We start from the raw sequence: 16,240 nt of genomic DNA, 5'->3' as shown, positions 1-16,240 counted from the left end.
CGGCAACGGCCGGCGCAGGCACGGGCGCCGGCACGGGCGCTGCCAGGGCGGCCGGCTCGGCGCGCGGCACCGGCGCGACGCGCGCGGGCGCCTGGGCCTGCGTGGCCGGACCCGCGTCGCCATGCAGCGCGAGCATGCGCAGGCAGGCCATGATGAAGCCGGCGTATTCGTCGGGCGCGAGCGTGAGCTCGCCTCGGCTGTGCACCGCGACCGAGTAGAAAAGCTGCACCGCGTCGGGATGCAGCGCCAGGGCCAGGCGGGCGATGTCGGCCGAGAGCGGATCGTCGGCGGCGGTGACGCCCGTCACGCGCTGCTCGATCGCGACCCGCGAGAGCAGCACGGCGAGGTCGGCCAGCGCGCCGGCATACGACAGGCCGCGGATCGACAGCTCATCGGCGACGGCCAGCACGCCGGCGGCATCGTTGGCGGCGAGGGCATCGAGCAGGCGCACCAGATGGCGCTGATCGATCGTGCCCAGCATGCCGCGCACCGCGTCTTCGGTGAGGTTGCTGGCGCTGTAGGCGATGGCCTGGTCGGTGAGCGAGAGCGCGTCACGCATCGACCCGCCGGCGGCCTGGGCGATGAGGCGCAGCGCGGGGATGTCGAAGCCGATCTCTTCCTGGCCGAGCACGGCCTGCAGGTGGCCCACGATCGACTCGGGCGGCATCTGCTTCAGGTTGAACTGCAGGCAGCGCGACAGCACCGTGACCGGGATCTTCTGCGGATCGGTGGTGGCGAGGATGAACTTGACGTGCGGCGGCGGCTCTTCGAGCGTCTTGAGCATCGCGTTGAACGCGTGCCCGGTGAGCATGTGCACTTCGTCGATCATGTAGACCTTGAAGCGGCCTGCGCCGGGCGCGTAGACGGCCTGCTCCAGCAGCTGGGTCATTTCGTCGACGCCGCGATTGGAGGCGGCATCGAGCTCGAGATAGTCGACGAAGCGGCCGGCATCGATCTCGGTGCAGGCGCGGCACTGGCCACAGGGGCGCGAGGTGATGCCGGTTTCGCAGTTGAGCGACTTGGCCAGGATGCGCGAGAGCGTGGTCTTGCCGACGCCGCGCGTACCGGTGAACAGCCAGGCGTGATGCAGGCGCTGGGTATCCAGGGCATGGGTGAGCGCGCGCACCACGTGATCCTGGCCTACCAGGGTATCGAACGATCGCGGGCGCCACTTGCGGGCCAGTACCAGATAAGTCATGCCGGGATTGTAGAGCCTCTGGGCGCCCCGGGCCACCGACGGCGGCCTGGTGCCTGTGTCGTAGATGGGGACGCGTTGAATGCAAAAAAGGGGCGCCGCGGGCGAAACCGGCTCGATGCATGGCATCGAGGATTCCGCTCGCGGCGCCCCTCTTTTGGGGAAACCGGAGGCGAGCCTTACTCCGGCACTGGTCCTAAACGACTATGGCTGCTTCGTTCCCGACCTGACCAGGTTCACCGTCGAACCATGCGAAGGGGCCCGCCAACCGAGATTCTAGCAGAGCGGGCGAAAGCCCGCTCGCTAGCCTCTCGGTTGGCGGGCCCCAGGGGGCGCGATGGTGGGCTCCCTCCCTGACCCTCCCTCCGAGAGGGAGGGTATTTGGGGTTGGGGCGCGTTGCGGGCTGCGCCCGCTTGCGCCTGGAGTGGGAAACGGCTCGCGGGCGTTGCCCGCTTGGCCGTTTCTGGTTCTTTTGCGCTTTGCGCCCCCCCTGGGGCGCTCGCTTGCACTGTTTTTTTTCTTTTGCGCTTTGCGCCCCCCCCGGGGGCGCTCGCTTGCACGGGGTTGCTGGTTCGCTGTTTTGCTTTGTTTTTTTACAGTTCTATCCAGGCTTTGGCTCTGGGGAAGTAGAGGGCTGCCTGGGCGGGGCGGTGGTCGAGGGCGGTGACTTGGGCGCAGTAGCGGGCGAGTTGGTCGGCGTGGCGTTGGCGCATGCGGTGGGCGAAGGCGTCGGGGGATTCGCTGGGGTGGGGCTGGCCGGTCTTGTAGTCGACGATGAGCCAGCCGGCGTCGGTGGAGAGGGCCAGGTCGATGACGGAGACGCGGCCGGCGGCGTCGATGAGGGGCCATTCGCGGCGGGCGCGGGATTGGGCCAGGAGCCAGGTGCCGCGTTCGTCTTCCAGCGTGGCCTGCAGCGTGTGCAGCACGGCGTCGGCGGCCTCGTCGGCCTGGCTGTCGGGGATGCCGGCGCGGGTGAGCTGGCGGCGCATGGCGGGCAGGCTGGCGGCGAGGCGGGTGGCGGACCAGGCGGCGGCGCCCTCCTCGCCCATGCGGGCGAGCCAGGCGTGGGCCAGGGTGCCGACGGCGGCTTCGTAGCCGGCGTCGAGCTGCCAGGCCGGATGTTCGCCGGCCTGCGCGCCGGGCGCGGCCATGCCGGCCGGCAGGATCGGGGCGGTGGCCGCGCGCAGCGCGGCCGAATCGGCACGGCGCAGCGGTTCGCCGCGCCATTGCGGCTGGGCGCCCTCGTCCTGCGCGTCGGGCGCCACGCCTTCGGGCGGCTGCACTGCGCCCACGTAGGGCCAGAGGCGCGCCAGCAGGCTGGCCGCGGCGGGTTCGCGCACCGCGCCGGTGTTGCGGTCGAGGGCGACGTTGCCGATCAGGTGCAGGCGCTTGCGCGCGCGGGTCGCGGCCACGTAGAGCAGGCGGTCGGTCTCGTACGCGGCGCGGCGCGCCTCGCGGGCGCCGAGATAGCGCGACACCGGGTCGGCCTCGGATTCGGCGCGCGGCTTGATCGGGCCCAGCAGCACCTGGCCGCCCTGGTGTTCGAAACGCACCAGCGGCGCCTGGTCGCCGCGCGGCGCGCGATGCAGGCCGTACAGGATCACCGATTCGAACTGCAGGCCCTTGGACTTGTGCATGGTCATGATCTCGACCGCACCGCCCTGCCCGCTCGCGTCGGGCGCGGCGAAGAGGCGCGCGACGGCGGTGTCGAACGCCGTCATGTCGAGCGCGCCGTGCGGCGCCAGCCGTTCGACCAGCTGAAACAGGCTCTCGGCATCGGTGGCGGCGGCGCCGCCACCATACAGGCACGGGCCGCCCAGACGGCGCCAGACGGTCTCGAGCCAGGCCGCCAGCGGCATCGCCCCGGAGGCGTTGGCGCGGTCGAGCAGGGTCGCCGCCACGCGCGCGAGGCGGTCGAACTCGTCCGGCGCGAGGCGCTGGCGCGCGGGCGCGTCGCCTTGCGTAGCCAAAGGCGGCGCCGGATCTTCGTCGAACAGCCCGCCCTGCGCGCGCGGCTCGGCCTGGGGCCGCAGGCTGCGCGCCAGCAGATCGGGCACGGGCGTGACGTGGTCGGCGCCGAACAGCGCCGTCAGGGAGTCGAGGGTGAGGCCGCACCAGGGCGCGCGCAGCACCGACAGCCAGGCCATGCGGTCGCCCGCGTGCGTGAGCGCGCGCAGCAACTGCACCAGGTCGGCCACCACCGGCCGCTGCGCCAACGGCACCAGCTCGACCGCGCGGCTCGGGATGCCCTCCTGCGCCAGCCGGCGCGTGAGGCTGCCCAGGTGCGAACGCGCGCGCACCAGCACCGCGACCGGGTGCGCGGCGCCCGCATGCTCGGCCAGGGCCTCGCGCACCAGCTGCACGGCGATGTCCTCGGCCTGCGCGTCGCCGGAGGCGAGCCCGTCGGGGCTCCAGGCCGGATGGAAACGCACGGCCGCGCCGGGCAGCACCGGATGGAAGGCGGCCGACGCGCTGTACTTGATGGCGCCGGCCTGCGGATCGTTGGCCGGCGGCAGCAGCCGCGCGAACGAGGCGTTGACCCAGTCCACCACGCCGCCCTGGGAGCGGAAGTTGTCGGTCAGCTGCAGGAAGTCGAGGCCGACCTCGCCCACGCCGTTGGCGGCGGCCTCGAGGAACAGCCCGACCTCGGCCTTGCGGAAGCGGTAGATCGATTGCATCGGATCGCCCACCAGGAACAGGCTGCGGCCGTCGCCCGGCTGCCAGCCCGCCGTGAGCGTGCGCAGCAGTTCGATCTGGGTCTGGCTGGTGTCCTGGAACTCGTCGATCAGCAGATGGCGGATCGACGCATCGAGCTTGAGCAGCAGCTCGCCGGGATCGTCGGCGCTGCCGAGCGCGCGCGCGGCGCGCTGCGCGATCTCGATGAAGTCGACCTCGCCGGCCGCGCCGAACACCTTCTGCAGCTCGCCCGCGGCCAGCGCCAGCGTGATGAGCTGCGATGACAGCACGTCCCATTGGGCATCGGTGAAGCGGGCATCGGGCATGGTGCGCACCGAGGCCAGCCGGCGCACCCACGGCTCGCTACCGTCGAAGTCGCCCAGCCACACCACGAACGGATCCTTGTGCGCGCAACCTGCCGGAAAACCGAGATTCTTGTTGATGCCCTTGGGCTTGCGCAGCTCGTCCTGCCCGGTGAGCAGCAGATGCGCCAGGGCGCGCCATTGCGGCAGCGCCGCGGCGTCGACCTCGATGGGGCCGTCCCAGTCGCACAGCGCCTGCAGGCGCGCGTCGCCCAGGTCGCCGAGCTGGGCGGCGGCCAGGCGGGCGATGCCGCACAGGGTCTCGTCCCAGCCGAACGGCAGGCTGTCGTCCAGGCCCGCCAGTTCGGCGGCGAGGGTCTCGGCCATGGCGCGCTCCAGGCCCTCGCGGTCGAGCCCGTGATGCAGCAGCGGCAGCCACTGGTCGCGCTGGCCCAGCATGTCGGCGATGGCCTGCTGCGCGGCCTGCACGTCCACGTCGAGGTGGGCCAGCAGCGCGCGCACGGCCTCGTGCTGGTCGGCCAGCGCGAGCGTGGCGCGCGCCGCGGCCTCGTAGTGCACGCGGGCGTCGTCGGCGATCTCGGGCATGCCGCCCAGGCCGGACAGCCAGGGCATGCCGCGCACCAGGCCGGCGCAGAACGAGTCGATGGTGCGGATCGCGAGCCGCGCCGGATGCTGCAGCAGGTGCCAGCCGCGCTCGGCGTCGCGCGCGAGCGCCGCGCGCGCCAGGTCCCAGCTGCGCTTCTCGTGCGGCACGAGGGGCTCGGGCTCGCCGGGCCGCGCGCGCGCCAGCTTCTGCAGCACGCGCGCGTGCATCTCGGAGGCGGCCTTGCGCGTGAAGGTGATGGCCACGATCTCCTCGGGCTTGTTCACCGTGGCGAGCAGGGCCAGGATGCGGTCGGTCAGCAGCTCGGTCTTGCCGGAGCCGGCCGGGGCCTGCACCAGATAGGAGCGTTGCGGGTCGAGCGCGCGCAGGCGGGCCGCGTAGTCCTGCGGCAGGCGTTCTTCTTGATGTGCCATGCGCTCAGGCGTCCTCGTCTTCCAGATCCAGGCGCAGGAACGGCCCGGCATCGCAGTATTTCAGGTCGTCGCGCCGCCAGCTCAGGTTGGCGGCGTGACCGGTGGCGTATTCGTCTGCCAGCATCTCGATGGCGCGGCGCCAGTGCTCGACGATGTCGGGCCAGGCGCGGCCGCCGAAGGCCTTGCTGTCGGCGGCCTCGGTGACGCCCTCGATGCCGAGGTCTTCTTCGGCCAGGCCCTGCGCGCTGACCTGGCGCGCATGGATCTGGGCCAGCAGCAGCCCGGCCACGCGGGTGCCGGGCGCGTCGCCCGCCAGCACGGAGGCGTAGAACGGCAGTTGCAGGTTGACCGGGCGCGCACGGGCCCAATCCGACTCGGGCCGGGCAGCATTGGCGCCGGTCTTGTAGTCGATGATGACGGCGCGGCCGTCGTCGAGCGTGTCCATGCGGTCGAGCCGCACCATCAGCGCCAGCGCGCCGCGGCGCCACTGGTGATTCTCCTCGACCTGCGCCACCGCGAACGGCAGGCGGCTGGCCTCCACGTCGAGCCAGCGCGCGATCACGGTGCGCGCGCGATCGCATTCGAGTTCGCGCAGCGCGGGCGGATAGGCCTTGAGCTCGAGGTCGGCCGCCTGCGCCACCGCGGCGGCGATCAGCTCGGCCAGGCGGCCCTCGGTCATGGCCTGGTGCAGCGCTTCCTGGTCGGGCAGCATGCGCCAGATCACTTCGAGCGCGCCATGCAGGAACTGCCCGCGCACGTTCACGCTGGCCGCGTCGGCATAGGCGGCCAGCGCGCGCGCGCCGAGCCGGTGCCGCACGAACGCCCAGAGCGGATTGCGCGCCTGCGTGTCGAGCACGTCGAGACCGCCGGTGCTGGTGTTGTCTGAGGCCAGCGGCGGCCCCTGCTCGTCGGTGAGCGACTCCTGCGGCCAGGCCGCCAGCGCATCGCCCGCGGGCGGCTGCCAGTCCAGCAGCGGCACCTGCGCGATCAGCGGCGACGGCCGCAGCTCGCGCTCGCCGTCCATCTCGGCATGGCTCACCACCAGCTCGGGCGCGCAGCGCGACAGCGCGTCGTAGATCGTGTCGGCCCACAGGCGTTCGCGCTCGGGCGTGGCGCGCGGCGCGCCGGCCTGGCGCAGCACCGCCAGCGGAATCAGCGGATTGGGCTTGGGCGAGGCGGGCAGCACGTCGTCGGTCAGGCCCAGCATCCAGACGCCGTCCCACGCGCCGCCCTCGGCTTCGAGCAGGCCCAGCACGTCGAGCCGCGCGCTCGGGTCGCGCTGCGGCTGGAACGCGCCGGCGCGCGCGGCGCTGGCCAGCAGGCGCACGGCGCCCTTGCCGTTGATGCGGCCCACGGCAGGGGCCAGCGCGGCGAAGTCGCCCAGCAGCTCGCCGAACGCGCCCATCACCTGGTAGCCCACGCTGTCGAGCGGATGCTCGCCCGGAAAGCCGAGCGCCTTGAGCGTGGCCTTGATGCGCGGCGCCCAGACGTCGCAGGGCGCGCGGTTCGGGCCGTCGCGCCAGATCGCGAGCGCGGCCTCCCAGGCCTGCGCGAGCCGCGGCGACAGTTCGAGATCCTTGTTCCAGCCCTCGGCGGTGACGCGCACCCGGCCCTGGCGCCGCCAGCGCACGTCGATCGCGCCGAAGCGCGCGCTTTCGGCGCGGTCACCGGCGCAATGGCCGGCGAGCAGCGCCGCGCCCAGCACCGGCGCCTCGACATGGCCCTCGGCCGCGAACGCGGCCAGCGCCTCGAGCCAGGCCAGCGCGGCATGCACGGCAGGCCATTCGATCAGCGAGCGGCCGACGGCCACGTTGTAGGCCAGCGCGGGTTGATCCGCCGTGGCCGCCAGCGCCTGGCTCAGGACCCGGCGCGCGAACGGCGCCTCGGCTTCGAGCGAGGCGGACACGATGGCGAAGCGGCCCTGTGGTTGCGCGCGCAGACGTTGCGCCGCCCAGGCCGCCGCCGCGCGCCATTCGGCGCCGCGGTCGTGGGCCTCGTAGCGGCCGGCGGGCGCGGCCTCGCGCTGCGCCTCGCGCCAGACCGAGAGCGACACGCCCTGTGCCTGCAGGGCCTCGAGCAGGCCGGCGAAGCGCGGCGAGACCTCGCCGAAGCCCGCCAGCACCACCCGTTCGGGCAGCCGCAGCTCGCCCTGCGCGACCGCCGCGGCCACGCGCGCGTAGCCCTGGTTGGCGTCTTCGGCGTCGAGCTCGGCCAGCATCGTGCGATAGCGCGCGCGCCAGCGCAGAAAGCCGCGGTACTCATCCGTCTGGGCCGGCTCGGGCACGTTCAGGCGCCACTCGTCGCACAGCAGGTCGGCGTCGAGCGCGAGCCGCGCGGCCTGGTCGGTGTCGAGCAGCACGTGCTCGCCCTGCTCGTGCAGGATGGCCTCGCGCCAGACCAGCTGGGTGGCGAACGCGCCCAGCCGGTAGGCGGGCAGCGGCGTCTCGGGTTCGAACGCCAGCTCGGCGGCCGCCTCGACCAGCCAGGCCGACAGCGGCAGGATGCGCGGCAGCTCGCTCACCTGGCGCTCGTGGCGCAGACGCGCGGCCACCTCCAGCGTGAGGCGGCGCGCGAGGCGGTTGTTGACCGTCAGCACCAGGGTGCCGTCGGGGGGCAGTTCGCCCAGGGCCTGCGAGGGGCAGGCGGGCAGGAGGGAAAGCAGGTCGTCCTGCATGAATGCGGCTCGGTCGGCCCCGGCGTGCCGGGGACAGGGGAGAAAGCCGGGCGGGGCCCGGGATACGGGCCCTAGGATACCGAAAAGCCGGCCTCAGAATCCGCACATGGCGGCGAGGCTTTCCCAATTCAGGCGCATCGACGGGCTCAGATAGCCCCAGAAGCCCAGCGCGAGCACGGCCGCCAGCAGACCATAGCCGGCCCAGCGCCAGCGGGCGCGCGCGGGAGGATGCGAGAGGGGGCGGGAGACGTCGTTCACAGGCTGCGTACCAATCCGGGGGAGTGGGCCGCGCCGACCGGGCGCTCGCGCACCGGCAGGCACAGCAGCGCGGCGATCACCGCCAGCGCGAGGCCGATCCACCAGATCAGGGTGTAGGCGCCGGTCTGGGCATAGACATAGCCGCCCAGCCAGACGCCGATGAAGCTGCCGATCTGGTGTCCAAGGAACACGATACCGGAAAGCGTGGCGGCGTAGCGCAGCCCGTAGATCTCGCCGATCAGCCCCTGCGTGAGCGGCACCGTGCCGAGCCAGAACACCCCCATCCAGGCGGCGAACCCGTACAGCACCCAGGGCGTGAGCGGCAGCGCCAGCAGCAGCGCGATGCCGAGCGCGCGCATGCCGTACACGGCGGCGAGCAGCCATTTCTTGCTGTAGCGCCCGCCCAGCTTGCCGGCATAGAACGAGCCGAATACGTTGAACAGCCCGATCAGCGCGATGGCCGTGGCGCCGTGCCCGGCCGACAGGCCCGCGTCGGTGACGAAGGCCGGCAGATGCAGGGTGATGAACGCGGTATGGAAGCCGCAGACGAAATAGCTGCCGAACAGGAAATGGAACGAGGGGTGGGTGATGGCCTGGCGCACCGCGAAGCCCAGCGCCTGCGGCCCGCTGTGCGGCGCCGGCCGGCCGCGCAGGAACCACGCCAGCGGCAGCGCGATGGCCACCAGCAGCGACAGCAGCCACAGCGCGCCAGTCCAGTCGACATGCAGGATGAGCTGCTGGGTGGCGGGCACCACCAGGAACTGCCCCATCGAGCCGCCGGCGCTGGCGATGCCCATCGCGGTGCTGCGATAGGCCGGCGGCACCGCGCGCGCGATCACCGGCAGGATCACGGGAAAGGTGGTGCCGGCCTGGCCCAGCCCGACCACCACCCCGCTCATGAAGCAGAGCGTGAAGGGGTCGGCGGCGTAGCGCGTGCCGATCATGCCCAGCACGTAGAGCAAGGCGCCGAGCGCGATGGTGCGCCCCGATCCCCAGCGGTCGGCCAGCATGCCCATGAAAATACAGGAGATGCCCCAGACGAGATTCTGCAGGGCGAAGGCGAACGAGAAGATCTCGCGGTCCCAGCCTTTGTCCAGCCCCATGGGCTGCAGGAACAGGCCGAAGGTGGCGCGCACCCCCATGGCCAGCAACACCACCAGGGTGCCGGTGACGATCGTGCGTACGGAAACCGCTTCTGTGTTCGACATAAGCAGGCGTGTCTCGCGTGTTATCGGGCTGGGCGCCGGACCGGCCGGCGACCGCCGCTGTTGGTATGCGCCCCCTCCTCTCCCGCGGGCGGTCACGTCCGTGTCTGCGTGACCGCACCATCATAGACCTGTCGGCCCGCTTCGGGCAGGGGCCCGCGCGTGTCCGGTGGTGACAGCCGTGGCCCGATCGCGGCACTCCCCGCCGCGCCAATGAGAAAGGGCGGTCCCGTCGCCGGAACCGCCCTCCCGGGCCTGGCCGCTCAGCGCGTCAGTGGCTGATCATCCAGGGCCGCGCGCCGGCGAAGGTCTTGCCGCCGTCGGGCGTGTGGCGCGTCTTGGACGGCAGCTTGCCGCCCTTGCAGCAGCCGCAGTTCATGCCGTGGCCGGCGCGCGAGCTGCGCGGCTCGGCGGCGCTGCGCTCGTTCAGCGCATGGGCCCGGTTGACCGCGGACGACAGCGCCGACAGCGCCGGCGCGCCGCTGACGTAGCGCTCGCAGGCCGCCCCGCAATCGGGGCAGGCGGCGGGGTCGCGCCACTGCGCCAGCGGGCGCAGCAGGGCGAACTCGCCGCAGGTCTCGCAACGGTAATCGTAGAGTGGCATGGCGCGCTCCTCAGAGATCCTGCGCGATCGGCATGTCGATGCCGCCCTTGATGTGCTTGACCGGCCCCGAGGCCGACGGCTGGATGTCGAACTCGAAGATCTCGGTCGGCAGCCACAGGGTGGCGCAGGCGTTGGGGATGTCGACCACCCCGCTGATGTGGCCCTGCACCGGCGCCGTGCCCAGGATCGAATAGGCCTGGGCGCCCGAATAGCCGAACTTCTTCAGGTATTCGATGGCGTTCAGGCAGGCCTGGCGATAGGCGATGTGCACGTCGAGATAATGCTGCTTGCCGCCCTCGTCGACCGAGATGCCCTCGAAGATGAGGTAGTCCTTGTAGTTGGGCACGATCGGGCTGGGCTTGAAGATCGGGTTGCGGATGCCGTACTTGTCCATGCCGCCCTTGATCAGCGAGACGCGCATGTGGACCCAGCCCGCCATCTCGATGGCGCCGCAGAAGGTGATCTCGCCATCGCCCTGCGAGAAGTGCAGGTCGCCCACCGACAGGCCGCCGCCCTTGACGTACACCGGGAAGAACACCCGCGAACCGCGCGAGAGGTCCTTGATGTCGCAGTTGCCGCCATGCTCGCGCGGCGGCACGGTGCGCGCGCCCTGCGCGGCGGCGCGGTCGCGCGCCTCGCCCTTGAGCTTGCCCATGTGGGCGGTCTTGGGCGCCGGCGGGTTGGCCAGCGGCGGCACGCGGTCGGGCTCGGTGTCGATCAGGGCCTGCTCGCGCTGGTTCCAGGTGTCGAGCATGGCCTGGTCGGGCAGGCAGCCGATCAGCCCCGGATGGATCAGGCCGGCGTAGTTGACGCCGGGAATGTGGCGCGAACGCGTGAACATGCCCTCGAAGTCCCAGATCGACTTCTGCGCCAGCGGGAAGTGATCGGTGAGGAAGCCGCCGCCGTTCTTCTTGCTGAAGAAACCGTTGAAGCCCCACAGGCTCTCGGGCTTGGCGCCGATGTCGAGCAGGTCGACCACCAGCAGGTCGCCGGGCTCGGCGCCTTCCACGCCGACCGGACCCGACAGGAAGTGCACGGTGGAGAGGTCCACGTCGCGCACGTCGGAGGCGTCGTCGTCGTTCTTGATGGCGCCGCCGGTCCAGTCGTAGGTTTCCAGCACGAAATCGTCGCCCGGCTTGACCCACACCGCCAGCGGGATGTCGGGGTGCCAGCGGTTGTGCACCATCTCGTTTTCGTACGGCGATTGCGCCAGGTCGACCTTGATCAAGGTATCAGGCATGACATGCTCCTTTGGGGATGAACGGCGTCGGTTCAGACCGACAGGTACTTGCTGATCGAACGCTCGTCGACGTTCTCGCGCAGGTCTTCGTGTACGAAGCGGCCCTTGTCGATCACGATCAGGCGGTCGGCGATCTGCATGGTGAAACTGAGTACCTGCTCCGACACCAGGATCGCCAGGTTCTTGAGCTGGCGGATCTCGAGCAGGCTGCGCGCGATGTCCTTGATGATGGAAGGCTGGATGCCCTCGGTCGGCTCGTCGAGCAGCAGCACCTTGGGCTCGGTCACCAGCGCGCGGGCGATGGCGAGCTGCTGTTGCTGGCCTCCGGACAGGTCGCCGCCGCGGCGCGCGCGCATGTCGTGCAGCACCGGAAACAGCGCATAGATGTCGTCGGGAATCGGATCGCGCAGGGCGCGGCCGCGCAGGCCGGTGCGGATGTTTTCCTCGACCGTGAGCGTGGGGAAGATCATGCGGCCTTGCGGCACGTAGGCCACGCCGTGGCGCACGCGCTGGTGGCTTTCGAGCCGGCCCAGTTCGGTGTCGTCGATGCGGATCGACCCCTGCATCGTGGGCAACAGCCCCATCATGGTCTTGAACAGCGTGGTCTTGCCCATGCCGTTGCGGCCCATGACGGCCACGATCTCGCCCTGCGGCACCACGAGGTCCACGCCGTGGATGACCCGGCTCTGGCCATAGCCCGACATCAGGCCCGATACGTTGAACATATTGCCTCCGAGTCGGCCTAGTGGCCGAGATAGACTTCGATCACGCGCGGGTCCGACTGGACGTGGTCCATGCTGCCCTCGGCCAGCACGCGCCCCTGGTGCAGCACCGTGACCTTGTGCGCGATGTTCTTCACGAATTCCATGTCGTGCTCGATCACGATGAGCGAGCGGTTGCGGCTGATGCGGTTGAGCAGCTCGGCGGTGCGCTCGCGCTCCGACACGCTCATGCCGGCCACCGGCTCGTCGAGCATCATGAGCTCGGGCTCCTGCATCAGCAGCATGCCGATCTCGAGCCACTGCTTCTGGCCGTGCGACAGCAGCTCGGCGGAGCGGTCCAGCATGCCCGACAGGAAGATCTCCTCGGCCACCTGCTCGACCCGCTCGACCACGTCGGGCGTGCGGCGGAAGGTCAGCGCGCCGAACACGCTGCGCCCGCGCGGGAACGACACTTCGAGGTTCTCGCGCACGCTCAGCGTTTCGTAGATGGAGGGGGTCTGGAACTTGCGGCCCACGCCGGCGCGCACGATCTCGTACTCGGCGAGGTCGGTGAGCTCGGTGTCCTTGAAGCGGATCGAGCCGGAGGTGGCGCGGGTGCGGCCGCAGATCAGGTCGAGCAGCGTGGTCTTGCCGGCGCCGTTGGGGCCGATGATGACGCGCAGCTCGCCCTGGTCGACGTAGAGGTTGAGGTCGTTGACGGCGACGAAGCCGTTGAACGAGACGGTCAGGCTCTCGATATAGAGTGCGAACGCTTGCGTGCTCATGCTGCCTCCGTCACACCGCCGCCCGCCTCGGGCTTGCGCCTGCGCGCCAGCCGGGGCTTGATGTACTGGCCATACAAGCCGGCCAGGCCGTTGGGAAACGCCATCACCACCGCAATGAACAGACCGCCCATCAGGAAGAGCCAGAGCTGGGGGAAGCTCTCCGAGAAGTAGCTCTTGCCGAAGTTCACCAGCAGCGTACCGTATACGGCGCCCAACAGCGAGAGCCGCCCGCCCACCGCGGCGAAGATCACCATCTCGATCGAGGGCACGATGCCCACGAACGACGGCGACATGAAGCCGACCTGCAGCGTGAACATGGCGCCGCCGATGGCCGAGAACATCGCCGCCACGCAAAACACGAATACCTTGAAGCTCGCCACGTCGTAGCCCGAGAAGCGGACCCGCTCCTCCTTGTCGCGCATCGCCATCAGCAGCTTGCCCAGCTTGGAGGCGAGCAGGTAGCGCGCCAGCAGGATGCAGCCGAACAGCAGCGCGCCGTTGACGAAGTACAGCGTCATGCGGGCCGCATCGGTGCGGATGTCCCAGCCCAGCAGCGTCTTGAGGTCGGTGATGCCGTTGACGCCGCCGGTCCAGCCCTGCTGGCCGATGATGAGCACCGACAGGATCAGCGCCACGGCCTGCGTCACGATCGCGAAGTAGGTGTCGCCGACGCGGCGCTTGAACATCGCCAGGCCGAGCACCAGCGCCAGCAGGCAGGGCACCAGCGGCACCGCCATCAGCGTGAACCAGAAGCTCTTGAACGGCACCCAGAACCACGGCAGCTCGGTGAGCTGGTTCCAGTCCATGAAGTCGGGGATGCCGGGCGTGGACTGGATCCTGGTGGCCTCGGGCGTGGAGGCCTCCAGCTTGAGAAACATGGCCATGCAATAGCCGCCCAGGCCGAAGAACACCCCCTGGCCCAGGCTCAGGATGCCGCCGTAGCCCCAGCACAGCACCAGGCCCAGCGCGACGAAAGCGTAGGTGAGGTACTTGCCGACCAGGTTGAGGCGGAACACGTCGAGCACCAGCGGGAACACCACGAAGATCAGGCCGGCCAGCAGCGCCAGGCCGATCATGCCGTGGCGTCCGCCCAGCACGTTGCGATAGAGGCTTTTCATGTGCGTGTCCTCCGGTTCACTTGCGGACCTTAACGCTGAACAGGCCCTGCGGGCGCAGCATCAGGATGATGACCACCGCCGAGAGCGTGAGCACCTTGGCCATGGAGCCGGTCATGAAGAACTCCGAGATCGACTGGGTCTGGGCGATCGCGAAGGCCGAGGCGATGGTGCCGAACAGGCTGGCCGCGCCGCCGAACACCACGGTCAGGAAGGTGTCGACGATGTAGAGCGAGCCGCTGGTGGGGCCGGTGGAGCCGATGGTGGTGAAGGCCGCGCCGGCGATGCCGGCGATGCCGCAGCCCAGCGCGAAGGTCACGCGGTCGACCCGCTTGGTGTCGATGCCCACCGCGCCGCTCATGGCGCGGTTCTGCACGGTGGCGCGCACGTGCAAACCCCAGGTCGAACGGAACATCGCGAGCAGCAGGCCCGCGGTCAGCAACAGCGTGATCGACATCACGAACAGGCCGTTGAGCGGGATGTCCACGCCGTCGAGCGGCTGCCACGAGCCCATCAGCCACTCGGGCAGCGTGGGGCTGACCTCGCGCGGGCCGAAGATCGAGCGCAGCGACTGCTGCAGGATCAGCGACAGGCCCCAGGTCGCCAGCAGGGTGTCGAGCGGGCGCCGGTAGAGATGGCGGATCATGGCCCACTCCACCAGCCAGCCCAGCGCGAAGGTCACGGCGAAGGCCAGCGCGATCGCGGCGAAGAAGTACACCGGCATCAGGCCGGGCGCGTATTGCTGGACCAGGTCGGACAGCAGGTAGGTGCAATAGGCGCCCACCGCGAGAAACTCGCCGTGCGCCATGTTGATGACGCCCATCTGGCCGAAGATGATGGCCAGGCCCAGGGCCATCAGCAACAGCACGCTGAACACCGACAGGCCGTTGAACCCCTGCATCAGCAGGATGGCCCCGAGGTCGGAGAAGGATTCCATATCGCACTCCCGGCATGAAACAGACCGTGCGCGCCGGCCGGCGCGCACGGGACCCACAGGCGCCGCGCCTTACTGGTAGCCCTTGGGGAACGGATCCGGGCGGATCAGGTCGGGCGTCTCGAAGATCACGTCGAACTGACCGTCCTTCTTGATCTGGCCGATGCGCGTGCGGCTCCAGAGGTGATGGTTCGGATCGATCTTGACGTAGCCCTCGGGCGCCTCCTTGAACTCGAGGTCGGCGGAGGCCGCCACCACCTTGTCCACGTCGAAGCTGCCGGCCTTCTCGACCGCCATCTTCCACAGCCACGGGCCGAGATAGGCGGCCTGGGTCACGTCGCCGATCACGGCGTTGGCGCCGTACTTGGCCTTGAAGGCCTCGACGAATTTCTTGTTGTTGGGGTTGTCCAGGCTCTGGAAGTACTTCATGCACGACCAGAAGCCTTCGGCGTTCTCGCCGCCGATGCCCAGCAGCTCGTCTTCGGTGACCGAGATCGTCAGCAGCTTCTGCTTGTCGGCGGTCACGCCGGCGGCCTTGAGCTGCTTGTAGAACGAGACGTTGCTGCCGCCGACCACCACCGCGAACACCACGTCGGGCTTGCGCAGCTTGATCTTGTTGATGAGCGAACCGAACTGGGTGTGGCCCAGCGGGTAGTACTCCTCGCCCACCACCTCGCCCTTGAGCACGTTCTCGATGTGCTTGCGCGCGATCTTGTTGGAAGTGCGCGGCCAGATGTAGTCGGAGCCGATCAGGTAGAACGACTTGGCCTTCTTCTCCTTGGCCAGCCAGTCCAGGCTGGACAGGATCTGCTGGGTCGCCTCCTGGCCGGTGTAGAACACGTTCTTGGATTGCTCCAGGCCCTCGTAGAAGGTCGGGTAGTAGAGCAGGCCGTTTTCCTTCTCGAACACCGGCAGCACCGCCTTGCGCGAAGCCGAGGTCCAGCAGCCGAACACGGTGGCGACCTTGTCGCTCACCAGCAGCTTGCGCGCCTTCTCGGCGAAGGTCGGCCAGTCGGAGGCGCCGTCTTCCTGCACGATCTTGATCTTGCGGCCCAGGATGCCGCCCATCGCGTTGATCTGCTCGATGGCCAGGCGCTCCGACTGGATCGAGCCGGTCTCGCTGATGGCCATGGTGCCGGTCGCGGAGTGCAGCTGACCCACGGTGACTTCGGTGTCGGTGATGGCCAGGCCGGTGGTGTTGATGGCCGAGGTGGCGGGCGCGGCGGCGCGCGACAGCATCGGCACGCCCAAGAGCGGCAGGCCGGCGAGCGTCATGGCGACGCGGCGGCGCGCGAGGGAGGCGGGGCCGTCGCCGGCTCGGTCGAAGGGGGATTTGCCAGACATCGGTGACTCCTGAGAATGGATCACGACCAGGGAAACCGAGCATGTGCGGCGGTGACCGCGGCCCGGAGCTTGGGGGCATACTAGGAGCGCATGCCGCACTGCAACATACGTCGATTGACGTACAGGCACGGCCCGCCCGGGGCGCTACAAAGAGCCGTACGTCGAATG

At 70.1% G+C, this 16,240-nt stretch carries 12 protein-coding genes and 1 other RNA gene; all 13 read right to left on the bottom strand.

Annotation, left to right across the window (positions count from 1 at the left end; genetic code table 11):
- Nucleotides 1-1,198: DNA polymerase III subunit gamma/tau (gene dnaX / locus CEG14_RS05065; protein ID WP_094825227.1), on the bottom strand; the 1,198-nt coding region annotated here is incomplete at its 3' end.
- A 165-nt stretch (nucleotides 1,199-1,363) separates the two neighbouring features.
- Nucleotides 1,364-1,461, bottom strand: an RNA gene (gene ffs / locus CEG14_RS05060) — signal recognition particle sRNA small type.
- A 328-nt stretch (nucleotides 1,462-1,789) separates the two neighbouring features.
- Nucleotides 1,790-5,212 carry a UvrD-helicase domain-containing protein gene (locus CEG14_RS05055; protein ID WP_094825226.1) on the bottom strand — a complete coding sequence of 1,141 codons (3,423 nt, stop codon included), beginning with the start codon at nucleotides 5,210-5,212 and terminating at the stop codon, nucleotides 1,790-1,792.
- Nucleotides 5,213-5,216: 4 nt separating this feature from the next.
- Nucleotides 5,217-7,886 carry a PD-(D/E)XK nuclease family protein gene (locus tag CEG14_RS05050; RefSeq protein ID WP_094825225.1) on the bottom strand — a complete coding sequence of 890 codons (2,670 nt, stop codon included), beginning with the start codon at nucleotides 7,884-7,886 and terminating at the stop codon, nucleotides 5,217-5,219.
- Between the two features lie 93 nt (nucleotides 7,887-7,979).
- Nucleotides 7,980-8,144 (bottom strand): hypothetical protein, encoded by a 165-nt coding sequence (locus tag CEG14_RS26255; protein ID WP_176461368.1) that lies wholly within the window; start codon nucleotides 8,142-8,144, stop codon nucleotides 7,980-7,982.
- A complete protein-coding gene (locus CEG14_RS05045; protein WP_094825224.1) occupies nucleotides 8,141-9,352 on the bottom strand; it encodes an MFS transporter in 1,212 nt (403 codons plus the stop codon). Before CEG14_RS05045 ends, CEG14_RS26255 begins: the two co-directional genes overlap by 4 nt.
- Nucleotides 9,353-9,620: 268 nt before the next feature.
- Nucleotides 9,621-9,953, bottom strand: coding sequence for a zinc ribbon domain-containing protein (locus CEG14_RS05040; RefSeq protein WP_094825223.1), 333 nt, complete (start codon nucleotides 9,951-9,953; stop codon nucleotides 9,621-9,623).
- Between the two features lie 10 nt (nucleotides 9,954-9,963).
- Nucleotides 9,964-11,193, bottom strand: coding sequence for a formamidase (fmdA, locus tag CEG14_RS05035; protein WP_094825222.1), 1,230 nt, complete (start codon nucleotides 11,191-11,193; stop codon nucleotides 9,964-9,966).
- A gap of 32 nt (nucleotides 11,194-11,225) precedes the next feature.
- On the bottom strand, nucleotides 11,226-11,918 hold the full coding sequence (gene urtE / locus CEG14_RS05030; RefSeq protein ID WP_094825221.1) for an urea ABC transporter ATP-binding subunit UrtE: 693 nt from the start codon (nucleotides 11,916-11,918) through the stop codon (nucleotides 11,226-11,228).
- A gap of 17 nt (nucleotides 11,919-11,935) precedes the next feature.
- Nucleotides 11,936-12,679: an urea ABC transporter ATP-binding protein UrtD gene (urtD, locus tag CEG14_RS05025; protein ID WP_094825220.1), complete on the bottom strand. Its 744-nt coding sequence runs from the start codon at nucleotides 12,677-12,679 to the stop codon at nucleotides 11,936-11,938.
- On the bottom strand, nucleotides 12,676-13,797 hold the full coding sequence (gene urtC, locus CEG14_RS05020) for an urea ABC transporter permease subunit UrtC (protein WP_094825219.1): 1,122 nt from the start codon (nucleotides 13,795-13,797) through the stop codon (nucleotides 12,676-12,678). Before urtC ends, urtD begins: the two co-directional genes overlap by 4 nt.
- Before the next feature lie 16 nt (nucleotides 13,798-13,813).
- Entirely contained in the window at nucleotides 13,814-14,731 is a 918-nt protein-coding gene (gene urtB / locus CEG14_RS05015; RefSeq protein ID WP_094825218.1) for an urea ABC transporter permease subunit UrtB, read from the bottom strand.
- A 69-nt stretch (nucleotides 14,732-14,800) separates the two neighbouring features.
- The gene (urtA, locus tag CEG14_RS05010) at nucleotides 14,801-16,072 is read right to left on the bottom strand and encodes an urea ABC transporter substrate-binding protein (protein WP_094825217.1); all 1,272 of its coding nucleotides are present in this window, start codon (nucleotides 16,070-16,072) and stop codon (nucleotides 14,801-14,803) included.
- Nucleotides 16,073-16,240: the final 168 nt, after the last annotated feature.

It is taken from the genome of Bordetella genomosp. 1, from assembly GCF_002261335.1.
GTDB lineage: Bacteria > Pseudomonadota > Gammaproteobacteria > Burkholderiales > Burkholderiaceae_B > Bordetella.
Note: the sequence above shows the minus strand (reverse complement) of the source record. Positions and strands in the feature narration are given on the sequence as shown.